The following is a 15,515-nucleotide window of genomic DNA, read 5'->3' as shown; positions in this document are numbered from 1 at the left end:
CGACGCTATTCCGGCTTCGGCAACCCAATCGCTTCGAGCATTCCCGGCAGCCAGCGCTGCTTTGCACGATCCCAGAACGGAAAGGTGTTGGCATAGGCCCACATGCACATGCCGATGCCGGTCGGGGCAAAGGCATCGTAGATGGTCCGGTGATACCTGACCCGGTCCTTGGTCGGAATGTGTCCGTCATAGGCACCGACTTCGCCCATGAACGGCGTCTTGCCGGTGCGGGCGATGTAGTCGCGGATCTTGGCGACATCCTTGACCAGCTGTTCGCGGTCTTCCTCGGTCGGGAACTTGCGACCTACCGGCGGGATATCCGGCGCGGTCCACGATGCACCCTGGTGGGTGTAGAGGAACGGGTTGTAGTAGTGGAACGTCGGGTGGACGTTGGGATCGTCGGGCAGTGGCAGCGTCGCCAGCGAATCGATCCCGCTCCAGTCTTCGCCGCCGATGATCACGGCGCGGGTCGGGTGGAGTTTGCGGACTTCGGCGAGCGCCGGGGCAAGGGTTTGCAGCAGGTTGGAATGGTCGAAGTTCTTGTGCGGCTCGTTCTCCAGCTCGAACCACAGCGTATCTTCGGGGTAGCCCGCGAACCTTTCCGCGATTTGCCTCCACACGCCGCCGTGCCACTCCGCGACTTCCAGCGGCGTGTCATGGATCGGGTCGAAATGATGGCTGTTGAGGATGACATTCAGATCGGCTGCGAGCGCCTCGTCGACCACCTGCTGTACCCGGTCCATCCAGGCGGCATCGACGGTGTAGGGCGCCTGAGCCATCGACTTGTTGTGCCAGCGTACGGGGATGCGGACGGTCTGGAAGCCGGCGGCCTTGATCCGTTTGAAATCCTCGGCCTCGATCGGGGCGCCGCCCCAGCTGCCTTCGAATTCCGGCTCGAGCGCATTGCCCATGTTGATGCAGGTGCCGACCGGCAGCGGGGAAGCCGCAACATGGTCGTCGGCAGCCGTTCCGGTCCAGGCCGGGACTGCCAGAGCAGCCAGCGCCATTGCGGAAAAGCCCGAAACAAGCAGCCTGTCCATTTCCTCGCTCCTCTTCCGGTTCCTAGTTACAGGGCAGGACAACGTCGGCATCGGTGCCGAGCCGCACTTCGCCAATGGCGTAGTCGGCCTTGCCGGTGGTTGTCAGTACGAAAGGTTCGGTCAGCTCAGCGACATCCGCGCCCTTGCTGCGCAAGCATTTGAGCGGGATGCCGTAACGGACCCAGTCATTGCCCTGCGGCAAGGTGAAAGCGGTAAAGCCCCGCGTCGCCGGTCCGATTGCACCGATCATCGCTCTGTCAGGTGCGTCCCATACCTTGATCGTGGCAAGCAGGAGGACGTCGGCGTTGGTTTCCTTGGCGATATCGACCGCTTCGAAATTGCGCAGCGCCACATTCGCGGTACCGCCATCGATGGCGAACCGTCGAGCGCCTTCTTGCACCAGGTAGTTCTCCGCCGTTACGCGGACCCGACCGCCCAGCGCGACGGCGGGGAGGGTGGTGATGCGGGTCTGCTCGCCAGTGGTTTCTCCGTTGACCAGCAGCGACCAGCGCGCAGCCGGGAGACCTGCACTGAACCAGAGACGGCTGTCGCCGCCAAGAGCGGAGGCATCGAGCTCGGGGAGGTCGGGCCAAACGGTCGGCGGGCTGGCATAGGTCAGGCCGTAACCGAAGTCGAACAGGGCACCATCGGCCATGTCCGCAGTCCGGGGCCATGCTGCGGGAAGCTTGCCGGTAAAATCGTAGCGCGCGCTGCCATCGTCCTTGCCGATAAGAACATCCGCGATGCCACCGCCTTCGCTACCCGGCAGCCATGCCACGACGAACGCATCCGCCGCATTCAGCGCGGGATTGGCGTAGAGCGGTCGGCCGGTGATCATCAGCGCCACCACCGGGATGCCCTGCGCCTTGAGTTTTCTCATCGTCTCGAACGGCCCGGTCAGTTCCGGATCGAGCGCAAGGACTGCGCGGTCACCCTGGAACTCGGCATAAGGCGTCTCGCCGAACACGACCACCGCTGCATCCGGCCGGACGGCAAAGCTGCCGTCGGGCGAGAGTTCCGCGCTTCCGCCGGCGGCAGTCACTGCCTGGTTGAGCCCGGCCCAGATCGATGTCGCTCCGGGGAAGTGACTGTTGTCGATGCCGGTCCCCTGCCAGCTCAATGTCCAGCCGCCCGACTGGCGGGCAATGTTGTCAGCGCCTTCGCCGGCCACCAGCAGCCTGCCACCCGGCGCGATCGGCAGGACCCCGTCGTTCTTGAGCAAGACCAACGACTTGCGCACTGCTTCGCGCGCAATCTCGCGATGCTCGGGCGCGCCGAGTAACTCGTACTGGCCGGAGAACGGACGCGACGACGGCTTCCCAGCGTCGAACAGGCCGAGTCTGCCCTTGACCCGCAGGATCTTGGTCACCGCATCGTCGATCCGCTCCATCGGGATTTCCCCGGCCTTTGCGCGGGCGAGCAGGTCTTCGTAGATCGGCTTCCAGGTGTCGGGCGCCATATACATGTCGATCCCCGCCATCAGCGCTTGCGGGCAGCTCTCATTGGTGCAGCCGGCGACCTGGCCGTGGGCGTTCCAGTCGGAAACGACGAAGCCGCCGAAATCCATTCGCTTCTTCAGCACGCCTGTCACCAGCGACTTGTTGCCGGTCATCTTGACGCCCTGCCAACTGGAAAAGCTCACCATCACCGTCGAAACCCCCTCCGCGATGGCCGGACCGTAAGGCTTGCCATGTATATCGCGCAGTTCGGCCTCGCTGATCGAGCTGTCGCCCTGGTCGACGCCATTGTCAGTCCCGCCATCGGCGAGGAAGTGCTTGGTCGATGCGATGACATAGGGCCCGGCGAGCAGGTTGTCGTTGGTCGGCGGCCCTTGCAGGCCGCGCACCATCGCGCCGACATAGGATGCGACGAGATCGGGATCGGAGGAGTAGCCTTCATAGGCCCGCCCCCAGCGAAAGTCCTGCGGCACGGCGACGGTCGGGGCAAAGGTCCATTCCTGCCCCGTGACGCGGATTTCCTTCGCGGTGACTTCGCCGATTCTCTCGATCAGGGCGACGTCGCGCATCGCGCCAAGCCCGATATTGTGCGGGAAGATGGTCGCTCCGATGATGTTGGAGTGCCCATGCACCGCATCGGTGCCCCACACGACGGGGATACCGACGCCGCCATCGGAGGTGTCGATCGATGCCAGGTAGAAATCGTCGGCTGCCTTGAGCCAGTCGGGTGCCGGAGACAGGTCGTTGCCGTTCGGGCCGCTGTTGCCGCCGACGAGGATCGAGCCGAGGTTGTACTTGCGCACGTCATCGGGCGTCACGCAGCAAAGGTCGGCCTGGACGAGCTGGCCGATCTTCTCTTCCAGCGTCATCCTGGCGAGCAGCGACGCAATGCGTGCCTCGTCGTCGGATTGGAGGGGAACCGGATATGCGTAGGCCGGCCATTGCTCGGGATGGGCGATGCCGCGCTCATCGGCGGTGAGAGCCTCGCCGGAGGCGGGTCCGGCGATGGCCGCTGGCGCGCCCCTGCCTGTGCAGCCGACGAAAAGTACTGCGCAGAGTGCAATCAAAGTCTTGCCGGTCGCGGCCATATTCGATCCCTCCCTGGGTGACACTGGCGACCCTCTCGCCGGTTCACCCGCCCTATTGTGAGCGCTAACATTTTTGGTACCTTCCTGAATCGCCGGTGTCAATCCGGGCGCGTTTGGGCGAATTCAGTCGACTGCGGCAAACGTGCTGAAGAGGCTCGTCATAAAAGGGCCAAGGATGGCGAGGAGGGAATTGTGAACCAATCCGGCAGCCGGGTGGTAGCGATATCAACTAAACACCAGCGCGTTCTGGCCTTGGGCATCGCAAGCCTGATGTTCTCGCTCATGCTGTGGTCTGGCGAGGCAGTGGCAGGTGAGGCGCATCGGCTCCCCCATGGCATGGAAATGACCGCCGATGACGGCAAGAGGGTGCGCGTGCTGGCGTACGCCGATGGCACGTTCGCGTTTCGGTGGGTAAGGAACTTCCGCCGCTCGAACGCCCGACGCCGATGGTGGTTAAGGAACCGGACGGCGAGCCGGTGTTCTCGCTGATCGAAGATCAGGCCAGGCTCGCTACGGATCATTCGTCCATCGTCCTTTCGCTTGGCGATGGTGCAGTGTCCGCCTTCGGCAAGGACGGACAGATGACTTCGCCCGCCACCTGCATCCCCGGTGCGGCTATCTTCAATTGCTATCCGCTGATGCGCGCCGAAGGGTCGCGAACGGCCCGCGCGCGGCACCGCCGGACCAGCGCCCTTTCATCCTGACGCGGAGCGGCTTTGGCGGTATCCAGCGGACCTCTTCAGCGCTGCGGTCGGGCGATGTTGCAGCACGGTGGGCGACCTGCGCGACCAGATCAGCGCCGGGCTCAACCTTAGCCTGGCGGCTGTGCCCGACTGGACCCACGACCAATACCTCTTTGACCCTTCGCTGCTGGTCGCTCCCGTGACCGAATTCGAAGCTCGCCAGCGGGAAGTTTACCTTCCTGCGGGAAGCGAATGGTTTGATGCGCAAACCGGGCGCAGGATTCCAGGTGGCCGGACCATCGTTGCAGGTGCGCCACGCGAGCGGGTACCGCTGTTCGTTCGTACAGGTGCTATCATTCCCGGCGGTCCGGATGTGCAATGGAGCGATGAGAATCCGCGCGGGGCCTTGACGATCGACCTGTTCACGGGGGTGACGGAGGTGGAGATTCCTTCGCAGCCCGGAGCGAAGAGACGATTAGCTGTGCCGGAGAAGGAATGCGGATGGAGTTCTAGCTTGATCGCTGCTCATCCTGAAGACGCCTCGAAAAGACGCTGCAGCTTCGGCCGCTGGCGCAGGAAAAGGAGGTAAAGGCGTTCAAAGACCGCCTCGATCAACGGGCTCTTGGCAGCCAATCCGATAGGCCGCAAAATCGGGATAGCGCGCCACATGGCGGCAAACGCTGCCGCGCCCGAGTATAGCCTGCCGTTTTCGCGTGCATGAAAACGGGCCAGCAGTTCGGCCTTGTCGATGGGACAGCCCGCGTCGCCCTCTTCGGCGACATCGATAAATTCGATTCGCTGCTGACCATCGAGCCGTCGCATCACCGCAATTTCGCGCCGACACAGCGGGCATGCGCCATCATACCAGACAGTGACTTGCGGTTTCATCCCGTGGGTATGGACCGCGACAAGGCGCGTTTCAACGTGCATGAGCGCAAGAACCGATGCGTGAGACGCACTTCCCCTAGCGGTTCTTGCGCCCTTCGATCAGGCTTTCGACCACCGATGGGTCCGCCAAGGTCGAGGTGTCGCCCAACGCGCCGAAGTCGTTCTCGCCGATCTTGCGCAGGATGCGCCGCATGATCTTGCCGCTGCGGGTCTTGGGCAGGGCCGGGGTGAAGTGGAGGTGATCGGGCGTGGCGATGGGACCGATTTCCTTGCGCACCCATTGGCGCAGTTCAGCGGTCAGTTCTTCGCTTTCCTCCACGCCCTCCATCAGCGTGACGTAGCAGTAGATGCCCTGGCCCTTGATGTCGTGCGGGAAGCCGACGACCGCCGCTTCGCTGACCTTTGGATGCAGCACCAGGGCGCTTTCGACCTCTGCGGTGCCCATGCGGTGGCCGCTGACGTTGATGACATCGTCGACCCGGCCGGTGATCCAGTAGTAATCGTCGGCATCACGGCGGCAGCCGTCACCGGTGAAATATTTGCCCTTATAGGTGCTGAAATAGGTCTGCACGAAGCGTTCGTGATCGCCAAAGACAGTGCGCGCCTGGCCAGGCCAGCTGCGGGTGATGCACAGGTTCCCGCTGGTCGCGCCGTCCAGCACATTGCCGTCGCCATCGACCAGCTGCGGACAAACGCCGAAGAACGGCCTGCCGGCGCTGCCCGGCTTCATGTCGTGCGCGCCGGGCAGGGTGGTGATCATGCAGCCGCCGGTCTCGGTCTGCCACCAGGTGTCGATGATCGGGACCGCGCCCTTGCCGACAGTGTCGTGATACCAGCGCCAGGCCTCGGGGTTGATCGGCTCGCCGACACTGCCGAGCAGGCGGATCGAGGAAAGATCGTGCTTTGTCACATGCCCGTCGCCCTCGCGCATCAGCGCGCGGATCGCGGTGGGGGCGGTGTAGAAGATATTGACCTTGTGCTTCTCGCACACCGCCCAGAACCGGTCATGGTCCGGGTAATTGGGCACGCCTTCGAACATCAGCGCGGTCGCGCCGTTCTGCAGCGGGCCATAGACGATATAGCTGTGGCCGGTGACCCAGCCGATATCGGCGGTGCACCAGAACACTTCGCCGGGGCGATAGTCGAAAATGTAGCGGAAGGTCGTTTCGGTCCAGACCGCATAGCCGCCGGTGGTATGGAGCACGCCCTTGGGCTTGCCGGTTGAACCACTTGTGTATAGGATAAAGAGCGGATCTTCGGCGTTCATCGGCTCGCAGGGGCATTCGCCGGACACACCTTCGCACAACTCGTGGTACCAGTGGTCGCGACCTGCGGACATGCTGACCTTACCACCGGTGTGGCGTAGCACCAGCACGCCCTTGGCGCTGACTTTCTCCAGCGCGGCGTCGACATTCGCCTTGAGCGGGATTTTCTTCGAGCCGCGCAGTCCTTCATCGGCGGTGACGATCCAGTCACTCTCGCAATCCTCCACGCGGCCTGCAATCGCATCGGGCGAGAAGCCGCCGAAGATGACCGAATGCACCGCCCCGATGCGGGCGCAGGCGAGCATCGCTACCGCACCTTCGGGCACCATCGGCATGTAGATCGTGACCCGGTCACCCTTCTGCACGCCGAGCTTCTTGAAGGTATTCGCCATACGGATGACTTCGCGTTGCAGCTCGGCATAGGTGATGCGGCGCACTTCGCCTGCCGGATCGTCAGGCTCGAAGATCAGTGCGACAGTGTCGCCCCTGCCGGCGGCGACGTGGCGGTCGACGGCATTGTGGCAGATGTTGAGCGAGCCGTCCTCGAACCACTTGATGCTGACCGGATCGAAGCTCCAGTTGGCGATTTTGGTGGGCGGGCTGAACCAGTCGAGCCGCTGCGCCTGCTCGGCCCAGAAACCGTCGCTGTCGTCGTTCGAACGGGCGTACATTGCCGCGTACTGCTCGGCGGTGCAATTTGTGCCCTGCTCGGCGCTGGCGGGGCGACGGACCCATTCGTCGTCGTGGTTGCTCATGGCGGTTCCTCTTCGAATGTCCACGTTATCGCTCGGTAGCTTCGACAGCCTGGTCTTGTGAAGCCCACCCGCGCAATGTCATCTAGCCGCCGGTAAACTTAGGCTCGCGCTTCTCCATGAATGCATCGACGGCCTCGGCATGGTCGTCGGTGGTATGGGCGAGGGCCTGATAGGCGGCGGACAACTCGAGGATATCCGACATCCGGCTATGCTGGGCCTCGCGCAGCAGGCGCTTGGTCAGGCGCAGCGAGCGGGCCGGATTGGCAGCAATGCGCTCGGCGATGTCCATGGCGGCGGCCATCAACTGATCGTCGGGAACAACGCGGCTGACCAAACCGAAGCTTTTGGCTTCGTCGGCCGAGTAGCGGTCGCCGGTCAGGAACATCTCCGCCGCCTGCGAATAGCCTACGACGCGCTGCAGCGACCAGGCACCGCCATCGCCGGGGACGATCCCGACCTTGATGAAGCTGGCCGAGAACTTCGCGCTCCCGGCCGCGAGCCGGATGTCGCACAGGCAGGCAAGGTCGCAGCCTAGCCCAACCGCATGGCCGTTCACCGCGGCAATCAGGGGCACTTCGCAATCCATGAAGGCGCGGGTGATGCGCTGCACACCGCGGCGATAATTGGCGCGGGTCTCGTCCGGCTTGGCGCGCGGGCCAATGCCGGTCTTCTCCTTCATCGCCTTGATATTGCCTCCGGCGCTGAAGCCCTTGCCGGTGCCGGTCAGGATGGCGCAGGATACGCCGGTATCTTCGCCGATGGCATGGAGCGCGGCGATCACGTCCTCGCAATCTTCCTGCGTGCCGATGGCGTTGAGGGTCTCCGGGCTGTTGAGCGTCATGATGGCGACCTTGCCGCGCTTCTCCAGCTTCACGAAATCACCCATGCGTCTCTCTCCCGTAGAATTGCTAGACTTCCTAGCAGCAGAATGACGCACCGCCAGCCCTTGCGCACCCCACCGCTTTTGCGCATCACGATGGCGTGCAGACATTTGCGGTCCATCCCTTCGAAGCGCCGGAGAACGCGCAGCAAATCCGCCAGGAATTGCGAGCCTTTCTGGCCGCGCACCAGCCGCAGGACGATCCGGTCCGCCGCGCCAATTGCTGGACTGAATTCGACCCCGCATTCTCGGCAGCGCTGGGCGAGGCTGGCTTCATCGGCATGCTGTGGCCCAAGCAATATGGCGGGCATGAGCGCGGCCCGCTGGAACGCTACATCGTGCTGGAGGAACTGCTGGCGGCGGGCGCCCCTGTCGGTGCCCACTGGATCGCCGACCGCCAGACCGGTCCGCTGTTGCTGCGTTACGGCACCGAAGAGCAGCGCCAGAAGTATCTCCCGGGATTTGCTGCGGGTACGATGTACGCCTGCATTGGCCTCAGCGAGCCGGGCTCAGGGTCCGATCTCGCCTCCGTCCGCACCTCGGCGCGCAGGACGGACAAGGGCTGGCTCATCAACGGTCAGAAGGTCTGGACCACCGGCGCGCATATCAGCCACGGCATGCTGGCGCTGGTCCGCACGGGCGAGGGCAGCGAGCGGCAGGCGGGGCTGAGCCAGTTGCTGATCGATCTCGATACGCCGGGTGTCACCGTCCGCCCCATCATCGACATGTTCGGCACCCATCATTTCAACGAGGTGTTCTTCGAGGATGTCGAAGTGCCGCACGGCGCGTTGGTCGGGACCGAAGGCGAGGGGTGGAAGCAGGCGACCGCCGAACTTGCACTCGAACGCTCGGGGCCGGAGCGGTATTTGTCCAGCCATGCGCTCCTGGTCGAATTGATCGACAGCGCGGGGCCTGATGCCGCACCGGACGTCGTCGCAACCATCGGCCGGCTGGTGAGCGAGATGTGGACCTTGCGGCAAATGTCGATGTCAGTCGCGGCGAAGCTGGCGAGCGGGGTCGATCCGGTGGTCGAGGCCTCGATCGTCAAGGACCTCGGCAACACCTTCGAGCAGGAACTGCCACTTGCGATCCAGGCGGTGGCCAATGCCGATCTCGCCGACAACACCGCGCTGGCGCGTTTGCTGGCGAGATTGTTGCAAGTCTCGCCCAGCTTCTCGCTGCGTGGCGGGACCCGGGAGATCCTGCGCGGAATCATCGCGCGGGGATTGGGCCTGAGATGAGCGAGAACCGCGACGCCCTGTGTGAAATGGCCGATGGTCTTTTTGCCGAACTGCGCGGGCAGGAATTCGAGGCGATCTGGCCCCGGCTTCAAGATGCTGGGTTTGGACAGTTGCTGTTGCCCGAAGAAGCGGACGGGTTCGGCGGCGACTGGGGCGATCTCGCTGCTGTGATGCGATTAGCGGGCAAGCACGCACTGGCAGCGCCGTTGGGCGAGCATGTAATTGCCCGAAAACTAGCTTTCGAGGCCGGCCGCCCGGAAATTGGAACCGGCCTGTTGATGGCCAATGGCTCCGCCCCTTGGGGGCGCTGTTTCAAGTCTTATCTCCTGAGCGGCTCGGACGAAGTCGTCTTGGCCGAGGGCGAAGTCGGGGAAGGAGAAAGCCCCGCTGGGGAACCGCGCGACCGTGTGATCATCGATCTCCGCTGCGCCACCGCACTGCCAGTTAGGGCAGAGATCGACGCGCTTGTCGCCTTCCTGCGGGTTTGCCAGACCGCCGGTGCGCTGGATGCAGCGCTCGCCCTGTCCATCGATCACACCAGTCAGCGCGAACAGTTCGGGCGCAAACTGTCGCAATTCCAGGCAGTGCAGCAAAGCATTGCCTTGCTGGCCATCGAAGCGGCGGCGGTCAATTGCGCAGCACAGGGCGCAGCGGCTGCGCTCGACCGCTTTGGCTATGGGGGCGGGGCCAACTTCGAAATCGGCGCGGCCAAGCTGCGTGCCAATATCGCGATCAAGACCGGCTGCGCGATCGCGCACCAGGTCCATGGCGCAATTGGATTCACCCGGGACTACCCGCTACATGATCTTACCCGTCGCATGATGGGTTGGCGCAGCGAGGGGGGCAATGACGCCTTTTGGAGCAAGCGGCTCGGCGAACAAGTGCTGCATTGGGGTGGCGCGTGCCTTTGGGACCAACTCACCCTGCGCACCGATCCTGCATAGCTATCCATCGAGGCTGCGGGTTGCGCCCTTGGCCTGAGGCGCTATGCCTAGGGTCATGTTGCAGTGCAGCACCTTGCCGCCGCCACCGCCGCTTTCCGAGCTGGAGCGGCCTGCCCTGTTCCTCGATTTCGATGGCACGCTGGTGGAGATTGCGAGCGACCCGGATGCCATTACGGTGGCCGCAGGCCTGGGGCAGCGGCTTGAAATTCTGACGAAGCGGCTCGACGGTCGGCTCGCAGTCGTGACCGGGCGCAGCATCGACAATCTGACTCAGTTCATTGGGCCGCTCGCCTTGCATGTCGCCGGCTCTCATGGCGGGCATGTCGTGGGTGACACCGGCGATGCATTGAAGGTGTCAGAGCCGCTGGCTGCAATCGTGGGAGAGCAGCTCGGTGGTTTCGCAAGTGAGAATGGTTTGCTCTATGAGCGCAAGTCGCATGGCGCAGCGCTGCATTATCGCACGAGGCCCGATCTGGCAGAGCGTGCGCAAGACTTTGCCTCGGATCTTGCACGGCAGCATGGGCTGGCGACCAAGCGCGGCAAATGCGTCATCGAAATTGTGCGCCCCGGGGCCGACAAAGGCGGGGCGGTGCGGTTGCTGATGCGGCAGCCTGCATTCGCCGGTGCCATCCCGATCTTCGTCGGTGACGATGTCACGGACGAAGACGGGATGACCGCAGCCGCCGAACTAGGCGGTTTCGGGATCGCGGTTGGAGAACGCCCGTTCGAACATGCAAGCTATCACCTTTGCTCAGTCAAGGACGTCCATTCATGGCTCAACCTGTGACCGTCGACCTGGAACTCTGGCCGATTGGGAATTGTCAGGTGTCTGGCCTGATTGATCGCCGTGGCGGGCTGGTTTGGGGCTGCATCCCGCGGGTCGATGGCGATCCGGTGTTCTGCGCACTGCTCAATGGCGACAATCAGGATGCGGGCGTCTGGCGGGTCGAGCTTGAGGGGCAGGTCAGCGCCAGCCAGGAGTACATCCGCAATACCCCGATACTGATCACACGCCTCCGGGCGGAAGACGGAAGTGCGGTCGAAGTTCTTGATTTCTGTCCCCGCTTCGAAGGCAAGGGCAGGATGTATCGTCCGGTCGCTTTCAGTCGTATAGTTCGCCCGATTGCCGGCAATCCCCGGATCAAGCTTGTCCTGCGGCCGATGAGTGGCTGGGGCGCCAAACTGGCAGCGACCACCAATGGCACCAACCACATCCGCTACCTCGTCGGGCCTCAGGCCCTGCGGCTCAGTACGGATGCGCCGGTTGGCTATGTGCTGGAAGAACGTGCGTTCCGGCTGGAGGAGGACCTCCACTTCTTCCTCGGCCCGGACGAGCCATTCGCGGGCAATCTGCGCGAGGAGATCAGGCGGATGGAGCAATCGACCCGCCGGTACTGGCAACTGTGGGTCCGTGGACTGGCCACTCCGCTCGATTGGCAGGACGAAGTGATCCGTTGCGCCATCTCTCTCAAACTGTGCCAGCACGAGGAAACCGGCGCGATCGTCGCGGCGCTGACCACCTCGATACCCGAAGCGCCGGGTTCGGAGCGGAACTGGGACTACCGCTACTGCTGGATCCGCGATTCCTATTACACCGTGCAGGCACTCAACCGCTTGGGTGCGCTGGACGTGCTGGAGAAGTATCTCGGGTATCTGCGCAATATCGTCGACAGCGCCAAGGGCGGGCAGATCCAGCCGCTCTATTCCGTGATGGGCGAGAGCGAGCTCAACGAAACCACGGCTGCCGATCTTCCGGGCTATCGCGGAATGGGGCCGGTGCGGATAGGCAACGCTGCCTACCAGCAGATCCAACACGACTGCTACGGCCAGATCGTGCTGCCGACAGTGCAGGGATTTATCGACCGCCGCCTGTTGCGAATAGCCGATGATCGCGATTTCGAGAGCCTTGAAGAAGTGGGCGAAATGGCGTGGGCCATGCACGACCAGCCCGATGCCGGCCTCTGGGAATTCCGCACGAGGCAGGAAGTCCACACCTACTCCGCGGTCATGAGCTGGGCCGCCTGTGACCGCCTGGCCATGACTGCAGCACATCTCGGCAAGGAGGATCGGGCAGAGCTGTGGCGCGGACGGGCCGAGGCGATCCGGAGAAAGATCGAGACCGAAGCCTGGGTCGAGGATGACGGCAACGGCATCACCGGGCACTACAAGGCAACCTTCGAAACCGACTACCTCGATGCCAGCTTGCTGCAGATGATCGACTTGCGTTTCCTGCGGCCGGACGACCCTCGCTTCCAGTCGACTTTCGCCGCCATTGAAAAGGAGCTGCGTCGGGGCGAACATATGCTGCGCTATGCCACCGAGGACGATTTCGGTGCGCCCGAGACGGCATTCAACGTCTGTACTTTCTGGCTGATCGAAGCACTGCACCTTGCCGGACGCAGCGAGGAGGCTCGCGGCCTGTTCGAGACAATGCTCGCCCATCGTACCGGATCGGGCATGCTCAGCGAGGACCTCGATTGGGATACCGGGGAGCTGTGGGGGAACTTCCCGCAGACTTACTCGCTGGTAGGTATAATCAATTGTGCGGGGCTGTTGTCCAAACCCTGGAGCGAGGTGCGTTGAGCCGGCTCGTAGTCATTTCCAATCGCGTGGCCGTGCCCAAGGCGCGCGGCGCGGCGGGCGCGCAGGGCGGGCTGGCAGGGGCTCTAAACTCGGCGCTCAAGAAACACGGAGGCATCTGGTTCGGCTGGTCAGGTCAGGAAAGCGAGGATCGGACCGGCAATATCAATCTGCAGCGCAATGACGGGGTGACAATCGCCACGATCGATCTCAGCCATCGCGACGTGGACGAGTACTACAACGGTTATGCCAATTCGACCTTGTGGCCGTTGTTCCACTACCGGCTCGACCTGACCGAATACGAACGCGAGACAGGCAAGGGCTATGAGCGGGTCAACGAGCGCTTTGCGGAGTGTGTGCAGCCCCTGATCGAGCCCGATGATCTGGTGTGGGTGCACGATTATCACCTTTTGCCGCTCGGAGACCGCCTGCGCGCCCGCGGACTCAAGAACCGCATCGGATTCTTCCTGCACATTCCTTGGCCACCGACGCGGCTGTTCGTCTCGCTGCCGTTCCACGAGCGGCTGGTGAAAACCATGCTGGCCTATGATGTGATCGGCTTCCAGACGCAGGAATGGCTCGAGAGTTTTCTCCACTATTGCACCAAGGAACTCGGCGCAAAGGTCGACGAGGCCAGTGGCAAAGTTATCTGCGATGGCCGCGAGGTGCTCGCGAAAGCCTATCCGATCGGTATCGACTGGGACCACTTCCAGGCTCAGCGCGATACAGGCGAGGCCCGCCAGGCAGCCCAGCGGCTGCTGTCATCCACCCGCTATCGCACGGCCATGATCGGGGTGGATCGGCTCGATTATTCGAAGGGTTTGCCGGAACGGATCGACGGGATTGGCCGTTTCTTCGACCAGAACCCTGAACGCGTGCGAGACCTGGTCTACATCCAGATCGCCCCGCCGAGCCGCGAAGATGTGCAAAGTTACCAGCACATCCGCAACGTGCTGGAGCAGAAGACCGGTCAAATCAATGGCGCGCGAAGTGAAGTGGACCTCGTCCCCATCCGTTATGTCAATCGGGGCTATTCCCATGCGGAGCTTTATGGCTTCTTCCGCGCGTCCAAGATCGGATTGGTGACTCCGCTTCGCGACGGGATGAACCTTGTCGCCAAGGAGTATGTCGCCGCGCAGGAGCCTGAGGATCCGGGTGTCCTGATACTGTCTCGCTTTGCCGGAGCAGCGGCGCAATTGCCCGATGCAGTACTGGTCAACCCCCACAGTCCCGATGACTTGAGCCATGCCATCCGTATTGCGCTCGACATGCCACTTGAGGAACGCAAGCGGCGTTACGAGGCAATGATCGCCACCGTCCGCGATGACAATGTGCAGAACTGGACAGAGCGGTTCACCCGCGACCTCGCCGGGACGAAGCAAGCCCGCGGGTAGCGCAGACGGGCGCCACGACACGATCGATGGCGGCAGCCAGCGGCCTGGGCGTCAGTGGTTTCGGCAACAGCCCGTCCGCCCCCGCGCGTGTGGCAAACCGGTGGTCCTGTATTGTGTTGCCCATGGTCATCAGGATCACCGCCACATCGCCATAGCGTTCCGATTCGCGGATCGACCGGATAAGCAGCGACCCGGGCGTCCCTCCCATATGTTGCTCCACCAGCACCACATCGGGACATTGCCAGAGCAGGGACTGAAGCGCTTCATTGCCATGACCGACCCATTGGCCCACGTGGCCAGTTTCGCCGAGGAAGGCGAGCGCGAGCCCGCCCACCAGTGGGTCATGATCGACAACCAGTACTCGCGCCACGTCACCTGCTCCAAACTGTTCTCCCCACCATGGTAATGGACAATCTGGCAGCAAGCCGATGCAGCGGCATAGGGATTTTCGCATAGCGGGATGTCAAGCCAGCTTGTGCCAAGCGTCATCGCCATGCATGGCGAGCGCATGACAGATGATCGCTTGCTACCGCTCGAAAGGGTCCACAACTTCCGAGACTATGGCGGTTACCCCACACAAGGCGGTGGTCGGGTCAGGACTGGATTGCTGTGGCGCTCGGGACATCATGCCGATGCAACCGAGGCGGACCTGCAGGCGATGGATGCACTGGAGCTGGCGCATGTGGTGGACCTGCGCGGCAATGGCGAGCGGGCAAGCCACCCGGTGCGGCTGCCTCAGCGCTTTATAGGCGAGCTGCTTTATTTCGACGGCGAAACCGCCGGCTTGGGCCCGCACATGGAGGCTATCGAAGGCAACATGACTGCCGAGGATGCCCACCGGGCCATGGAGCGACTGTACAGTTCGCTCCCCGATCGGCAGAACCTCAATTGGATCCTGCGACGCTTTTTCGATGCGCTGGCCAAAGGGGAGGGAACCAGCCTCGTTCACTGCCATGCGGGCAAGGACCGAACCGGCATGGCGGTCGACCTGCTGCATCATATTCTAGGCGTCCATCCGGACGACGCGATGGCGGATTTCCTTCTAACCAACAGCATCGGCGACCAGGAGGCGCGCATTGCCCAGAGCGCGCCGACCATCCGCGCCCGATATGGTGATGTCGATGACGAAACCGTGCGTGTGGTGATGACGGTTCACGAACGCTATCTCCTCGCTGCGCGCAGGGCGCTACTGGACCGGTTCGGCTCGATCGATGCCTTCCTCGAGCAGGTGCTGGGGGTCGATGCAGCCAAGCGCGAGGCGCTGCGCTTGCATCTGGTGGAAAGCTGACCACATCGGCTG

The 15,515-nt window shown here is 63.2% G+C and carries 16 protein-coding genes; 10 read left to right on the top strand and 6 right to left on the bottom strand.

Annotated features, from left to right (window positions below; all coding sequences use genetic code 11):
• Positions 1–5: 5 nt before the first annotated feature.
• Positions 6–1,040: a glycoside hydrolase family 5 protein gene (locus LY632_RS10150; RefSeq protein ID WP_234091023.1), complete on the bottom strand. Its 1,035-nt coding sequence runs from the start codon at positions 1,038–1,040 to the stop codon at positions 6–8.
• Positions 1,041–1,062: 22 nt separating this feature from the next.
• Positions 1,063–3,585 carry a glycoside hydrolase family 3 protein gene (locus tag LY632_RS10145; RefSeq protein ID WP_234091022.1) on the bottom strand — a complete coding sequence of 841 codons (2,523 nt, stop codon included), beginning with the start codon at positions 3,583–3,585 and terminating at the stop codon, positions 1,063–1,065.
• A 407-nt stretch (positions 3,586–3,992) separates the two neighbouring features.
• On the opposite strand from LY632_RS10145, the gene LY632_RS10140 reads away from it, so the two are divergent.
• The 3 genes from LY632_RS10140 to LY632_RS10135 are packed head-to-tail and all read left to right on the top strand — an operon-like array spanning position 3,993 to position 4,857.
• Positions 3,993–4,289 carry a hypothetical protein gene (locus LY632_RS10140; RefSeq protein WP_234091021.1) on the top strand — a complete coding sequence of 99 codons (297 nt, stop codon included), beginning with the start codon at positions 3,993–3,995 and terminating at the stop codon, positions 4,287–4,289.
• A complete protein-coding gene (locus LY632_RS14380) occupies positions 4,211–4,471 on the top strand; it encodes a TIM-barrel domain-containing protein (RefSeq protein ID WP_370636496.1) in 261 nt (86 codons plus the stop codon). Before LY632_RS10140 ends, LY632_RS14380 begins: the two co-directional genes overlap by 79 nt.
• Complete coding sequence (locus LY632_RS10135; protein WP_234091020.1) at positions 4,357–4,857, top strand: TIM-barrel domain-containing protein; 501 nt, start codon at positions 4,357–4,359, stop codon at positions 4,855–4,857. Before LY632_RS14380 ends, LY632_RS10135 begins: the two co-directional genes overlap by 115 nt.
• On the opposite strand, the gene LY632_RS10130 is transcribed toward LY632_RS10135, so the two are convergent.
• The 3 genes from LY632_RS10130 to LY632_RS10120 form a co-directional block, all read right to left on the bottom strand.
• Positions 4,794–5,156, bottom strand: a complete 363-nt coding sequence (locus LY632_RS10130; protein ID WP_234091019.1) for a DUF393 domain-containing protein — start codon at positions 5,154–5,156, stop codon at positions 4,794–4,796. The two genes, LY632_RS10135 and LY632_RS10130, sit on opposite strands and share 64 nt — an antisense overlap.
• A 76-nt stretch (positions 5,157–5,232) precedes the next feature.
• A complete protein-coding gene (gene acs / locus LY632_RS10125) occupies positions 5,233–7,176 on the bottom strand; it encodes an acetate--CoA ligase (RefSeq protein WP_234091018.1) in 1,944 nt (647 codons plus the stop codon).
• Between the two features lie 82 nt (positions 7,177–7,258).
• Positions 7,259–8,062, bottom strand: a complete 804-nt coding sequence (locus tag LY632_RS10120; RefSeq protein ID WP_234091017.1) for a crotonase/enoyl-CoA hydratase family protein — start codon at positions 8,060–8,062, stop codon at positions 7,259–7,261.
• 95 nt (positions 8,063–8,157) lie between these two features.
• Between LY632_RS10120 and LY632_RS10115 the strand changes: the two genes are divergently transcribed.
• Genes LY632_RS10115 through LY632_RS10095 form a run of 5 tightly spaced genes read left to right on the top strand, consistent with a single transcriptional unit; the run spans position 8,158 to position 14,215 of the window.
• Positions 8,158–9,297, top strand: a complete 1,140-nt coding sequence (locus tag LY632_RS10115; RefSeq protein ID WP_234091016.1) for an acyl-CoA dehydrogenase family protein — start codon at positions 8,158–8,160, stop codon at positions 9,295–9,297.
• The gene (locus tag LY632_RS10110) at positions 9,294–10,241 is read left to right on the top strand and encodes an acyl-CoA dehydrogenase family protein (RefSeq protein ID WP_234091015.1); all 948 of its coding nucleotides are present in this window, start codon (positions 9,294–9,296) and stop codon (positions 10,239–10,241) included. Before LY632_RS10115 ends, LY632_RS10110 begins: the two co-directional genes overlap by 4 nt.
• Before the next feature lie 55 nt (positions 10,242–10,296).
• Positions 10,297–11,028, top strand: coding sequence for a trehalose-phosphatase (otsB, locus tag LY632_RS10105; RefSeq protein WP_234091014.1), 732 nt, complete (start codon positions 10,297–10,299; stop codon positions 11,026–11,028).
• The gene (locus LY632_RS10100) at positions 11,013–12,824 is read left to right on the top strand and encodes a glycoside hydrolase family 15 protein (protein WP_234091013.1); all 1,812 of its coding nucleotides are present in this window, start codon (positions 11,013–11,015) and stop codon (positions 12,822–12,824) included. Before otsB ends, LY632_RS10100 begins: the two co-directional genes overlap by 16 nt.
• Positions 12,821–14,215: a trehalose-6-phosphate synthase gene (locus LY632_RS10095; RefSeq protein WP_234091012.1), complete on the top strand. Its 1,395-nt coding sequence runs from the start codon at positions 12,821–12,823 to the stop codon at positions 14,213–14,215. Before LY632_RS10100 ends, LY632_RS10095 begins: the two co-directional genes overlap by 4 nt.
• Here LY632_RS10095 and LY632_RS14375 read toward each other — a convergent pair.
• Positions 14,175–14,549, bottom strand: coding sequence for a response regulator (locus LY632_RS14375; RefSeq protein ID WP_370636575.1), 375 nt, complete (start codon positions 14,547–14,549; stop codon positions 14,175–14,177). The two genes, LY632_RS10095 and LY632_RS14375, sit on opposite strands and share 41 nt — an antisense overlap.
• On the opposite strand from LY632_RS14375, the gene LY632_RS14320 reads away from it, so the two are divergent.
• Together LY632_RS14320 and LY632_RS10090 are read left to right on the top strand one after the other, a co-directional pair.
• On the top strand, positions 14,487–14,621 hold the full coding sequence (locus LY632_RS14320; protein ID WP_255695716.1) for a hypothetical protein: 135 nt from the start codon (positions 14,487–14,489) through the stop codon (positions 14,619–14,621). The two genes, LY632_RS14375 and LY632_RS14320, sit on opposite strands and share 63 nt — an antisense overlap.
• 102 nt (positions 14,622–14,723) lie before the next feature.
• Positions 14,724–15,503 (top strand): tyrosine-protein phosphatase, encoded by a 780-nt coding sequence (locus tag LY632_RS10090; protein WP_234091011.1) that lies wholly within the window; start codon positions 14,724–14,726, stop codon positions 15,501–15,503.
• Positions 15,504–15,515: the final 12 nt, after the last annotated feature.

Source organism: Erythrobacter sp. SDW2 (assembly GCF_021431965.1).
In the GTDB taxonomy this organism is placed as follows: Bacteria; Pseudomonadota; Alphaproteobacteria; order Sphingomonadales; family Sphingomonadaceae; genus Parerythrobacter.
The sequence above is the reverse complement of the archived record's forward strand: the minus strand, read 5'-3'. Positions and strand labels throughout refer to the sequence as shown.

What these genes read in the sequence shown, in the direction of transcription:
- LY632_RS14320 (WP_255695716.1), top strand. Translation starts at nt 14,487, where the DNA reads ATGACCGACCCATTGGCCCACGTGGCCAGTTTCGCCGAGGAAGGCGAG.
- LY632_RS10110 (WP_234091015.1), top strand. Translation starts at nt 9,294, where the DNA reads ATGAGCGAGAACCGCGACGCCCTGTGTGAAATGGCCGATGGTCTTTTT.
- LY632_RS10090 (WP_234091011.1), top strand. Translation starts at nt 14,724, where the DNA reads ATGACAGATGATCGCTTGCTACCGCTCGAAAGGGTCCACAACTTCCGA.
- acs (WP_234091018.1), bottom strand. Translation starts at nt 7,176, where the DNA reads ATGAGCAACCACGACGACGAATGGGTCCGTCGCCCCGCCAGCGCCGAG.
- LY632_RS10100 (WP_234091013.1), top strand. Translation starts at nt 11,013, where the DNA reads ATGGCTCAACCTGTGACCGTCGACCTGGAACTCTGGCCGATTGGGAAT.
- LY632_RS10150 (WP_234091023.1), bottom strand. Translation starts at nt 1,040, where the DNA reads ATGGACAGGCTGCTTGTTTCGGGCTTTTCCGCAATGGCGCTGGCTGCT.
- LY632_RS10130 (WP_234091019.1), bottom strand. Translation starts at nt 5,156, where the DNA reads ATGAAACCGCAAGTCACTGTCTGGTATGATGGCGCATGCCCGCTGTGT.
- otsB (WP_234091014.1), top strand. Translation starts at nt 10,297, where the DNA reads ATGTTGCAGTGCAGCACCTTGCCGCCGCCACCGCCGCTTTCCGAGCTG.
- LY632_RS10145 (WP_234091022.1), bottom strand. Translation starts at nt 3,585, where the DNA reads ATGGCCGCGACCGGCAAGACTTTGATTGCACTCTGCGCAGTACTTTTC.
- LY632_RS10120 (WP_234091017.1), bottom strand. Translation starts at nt 8,062, where the DNA reads ATGGGTGATTTCGTGAAGCTGGAGAAGCGCGGCAAGGTCGCCATCATG.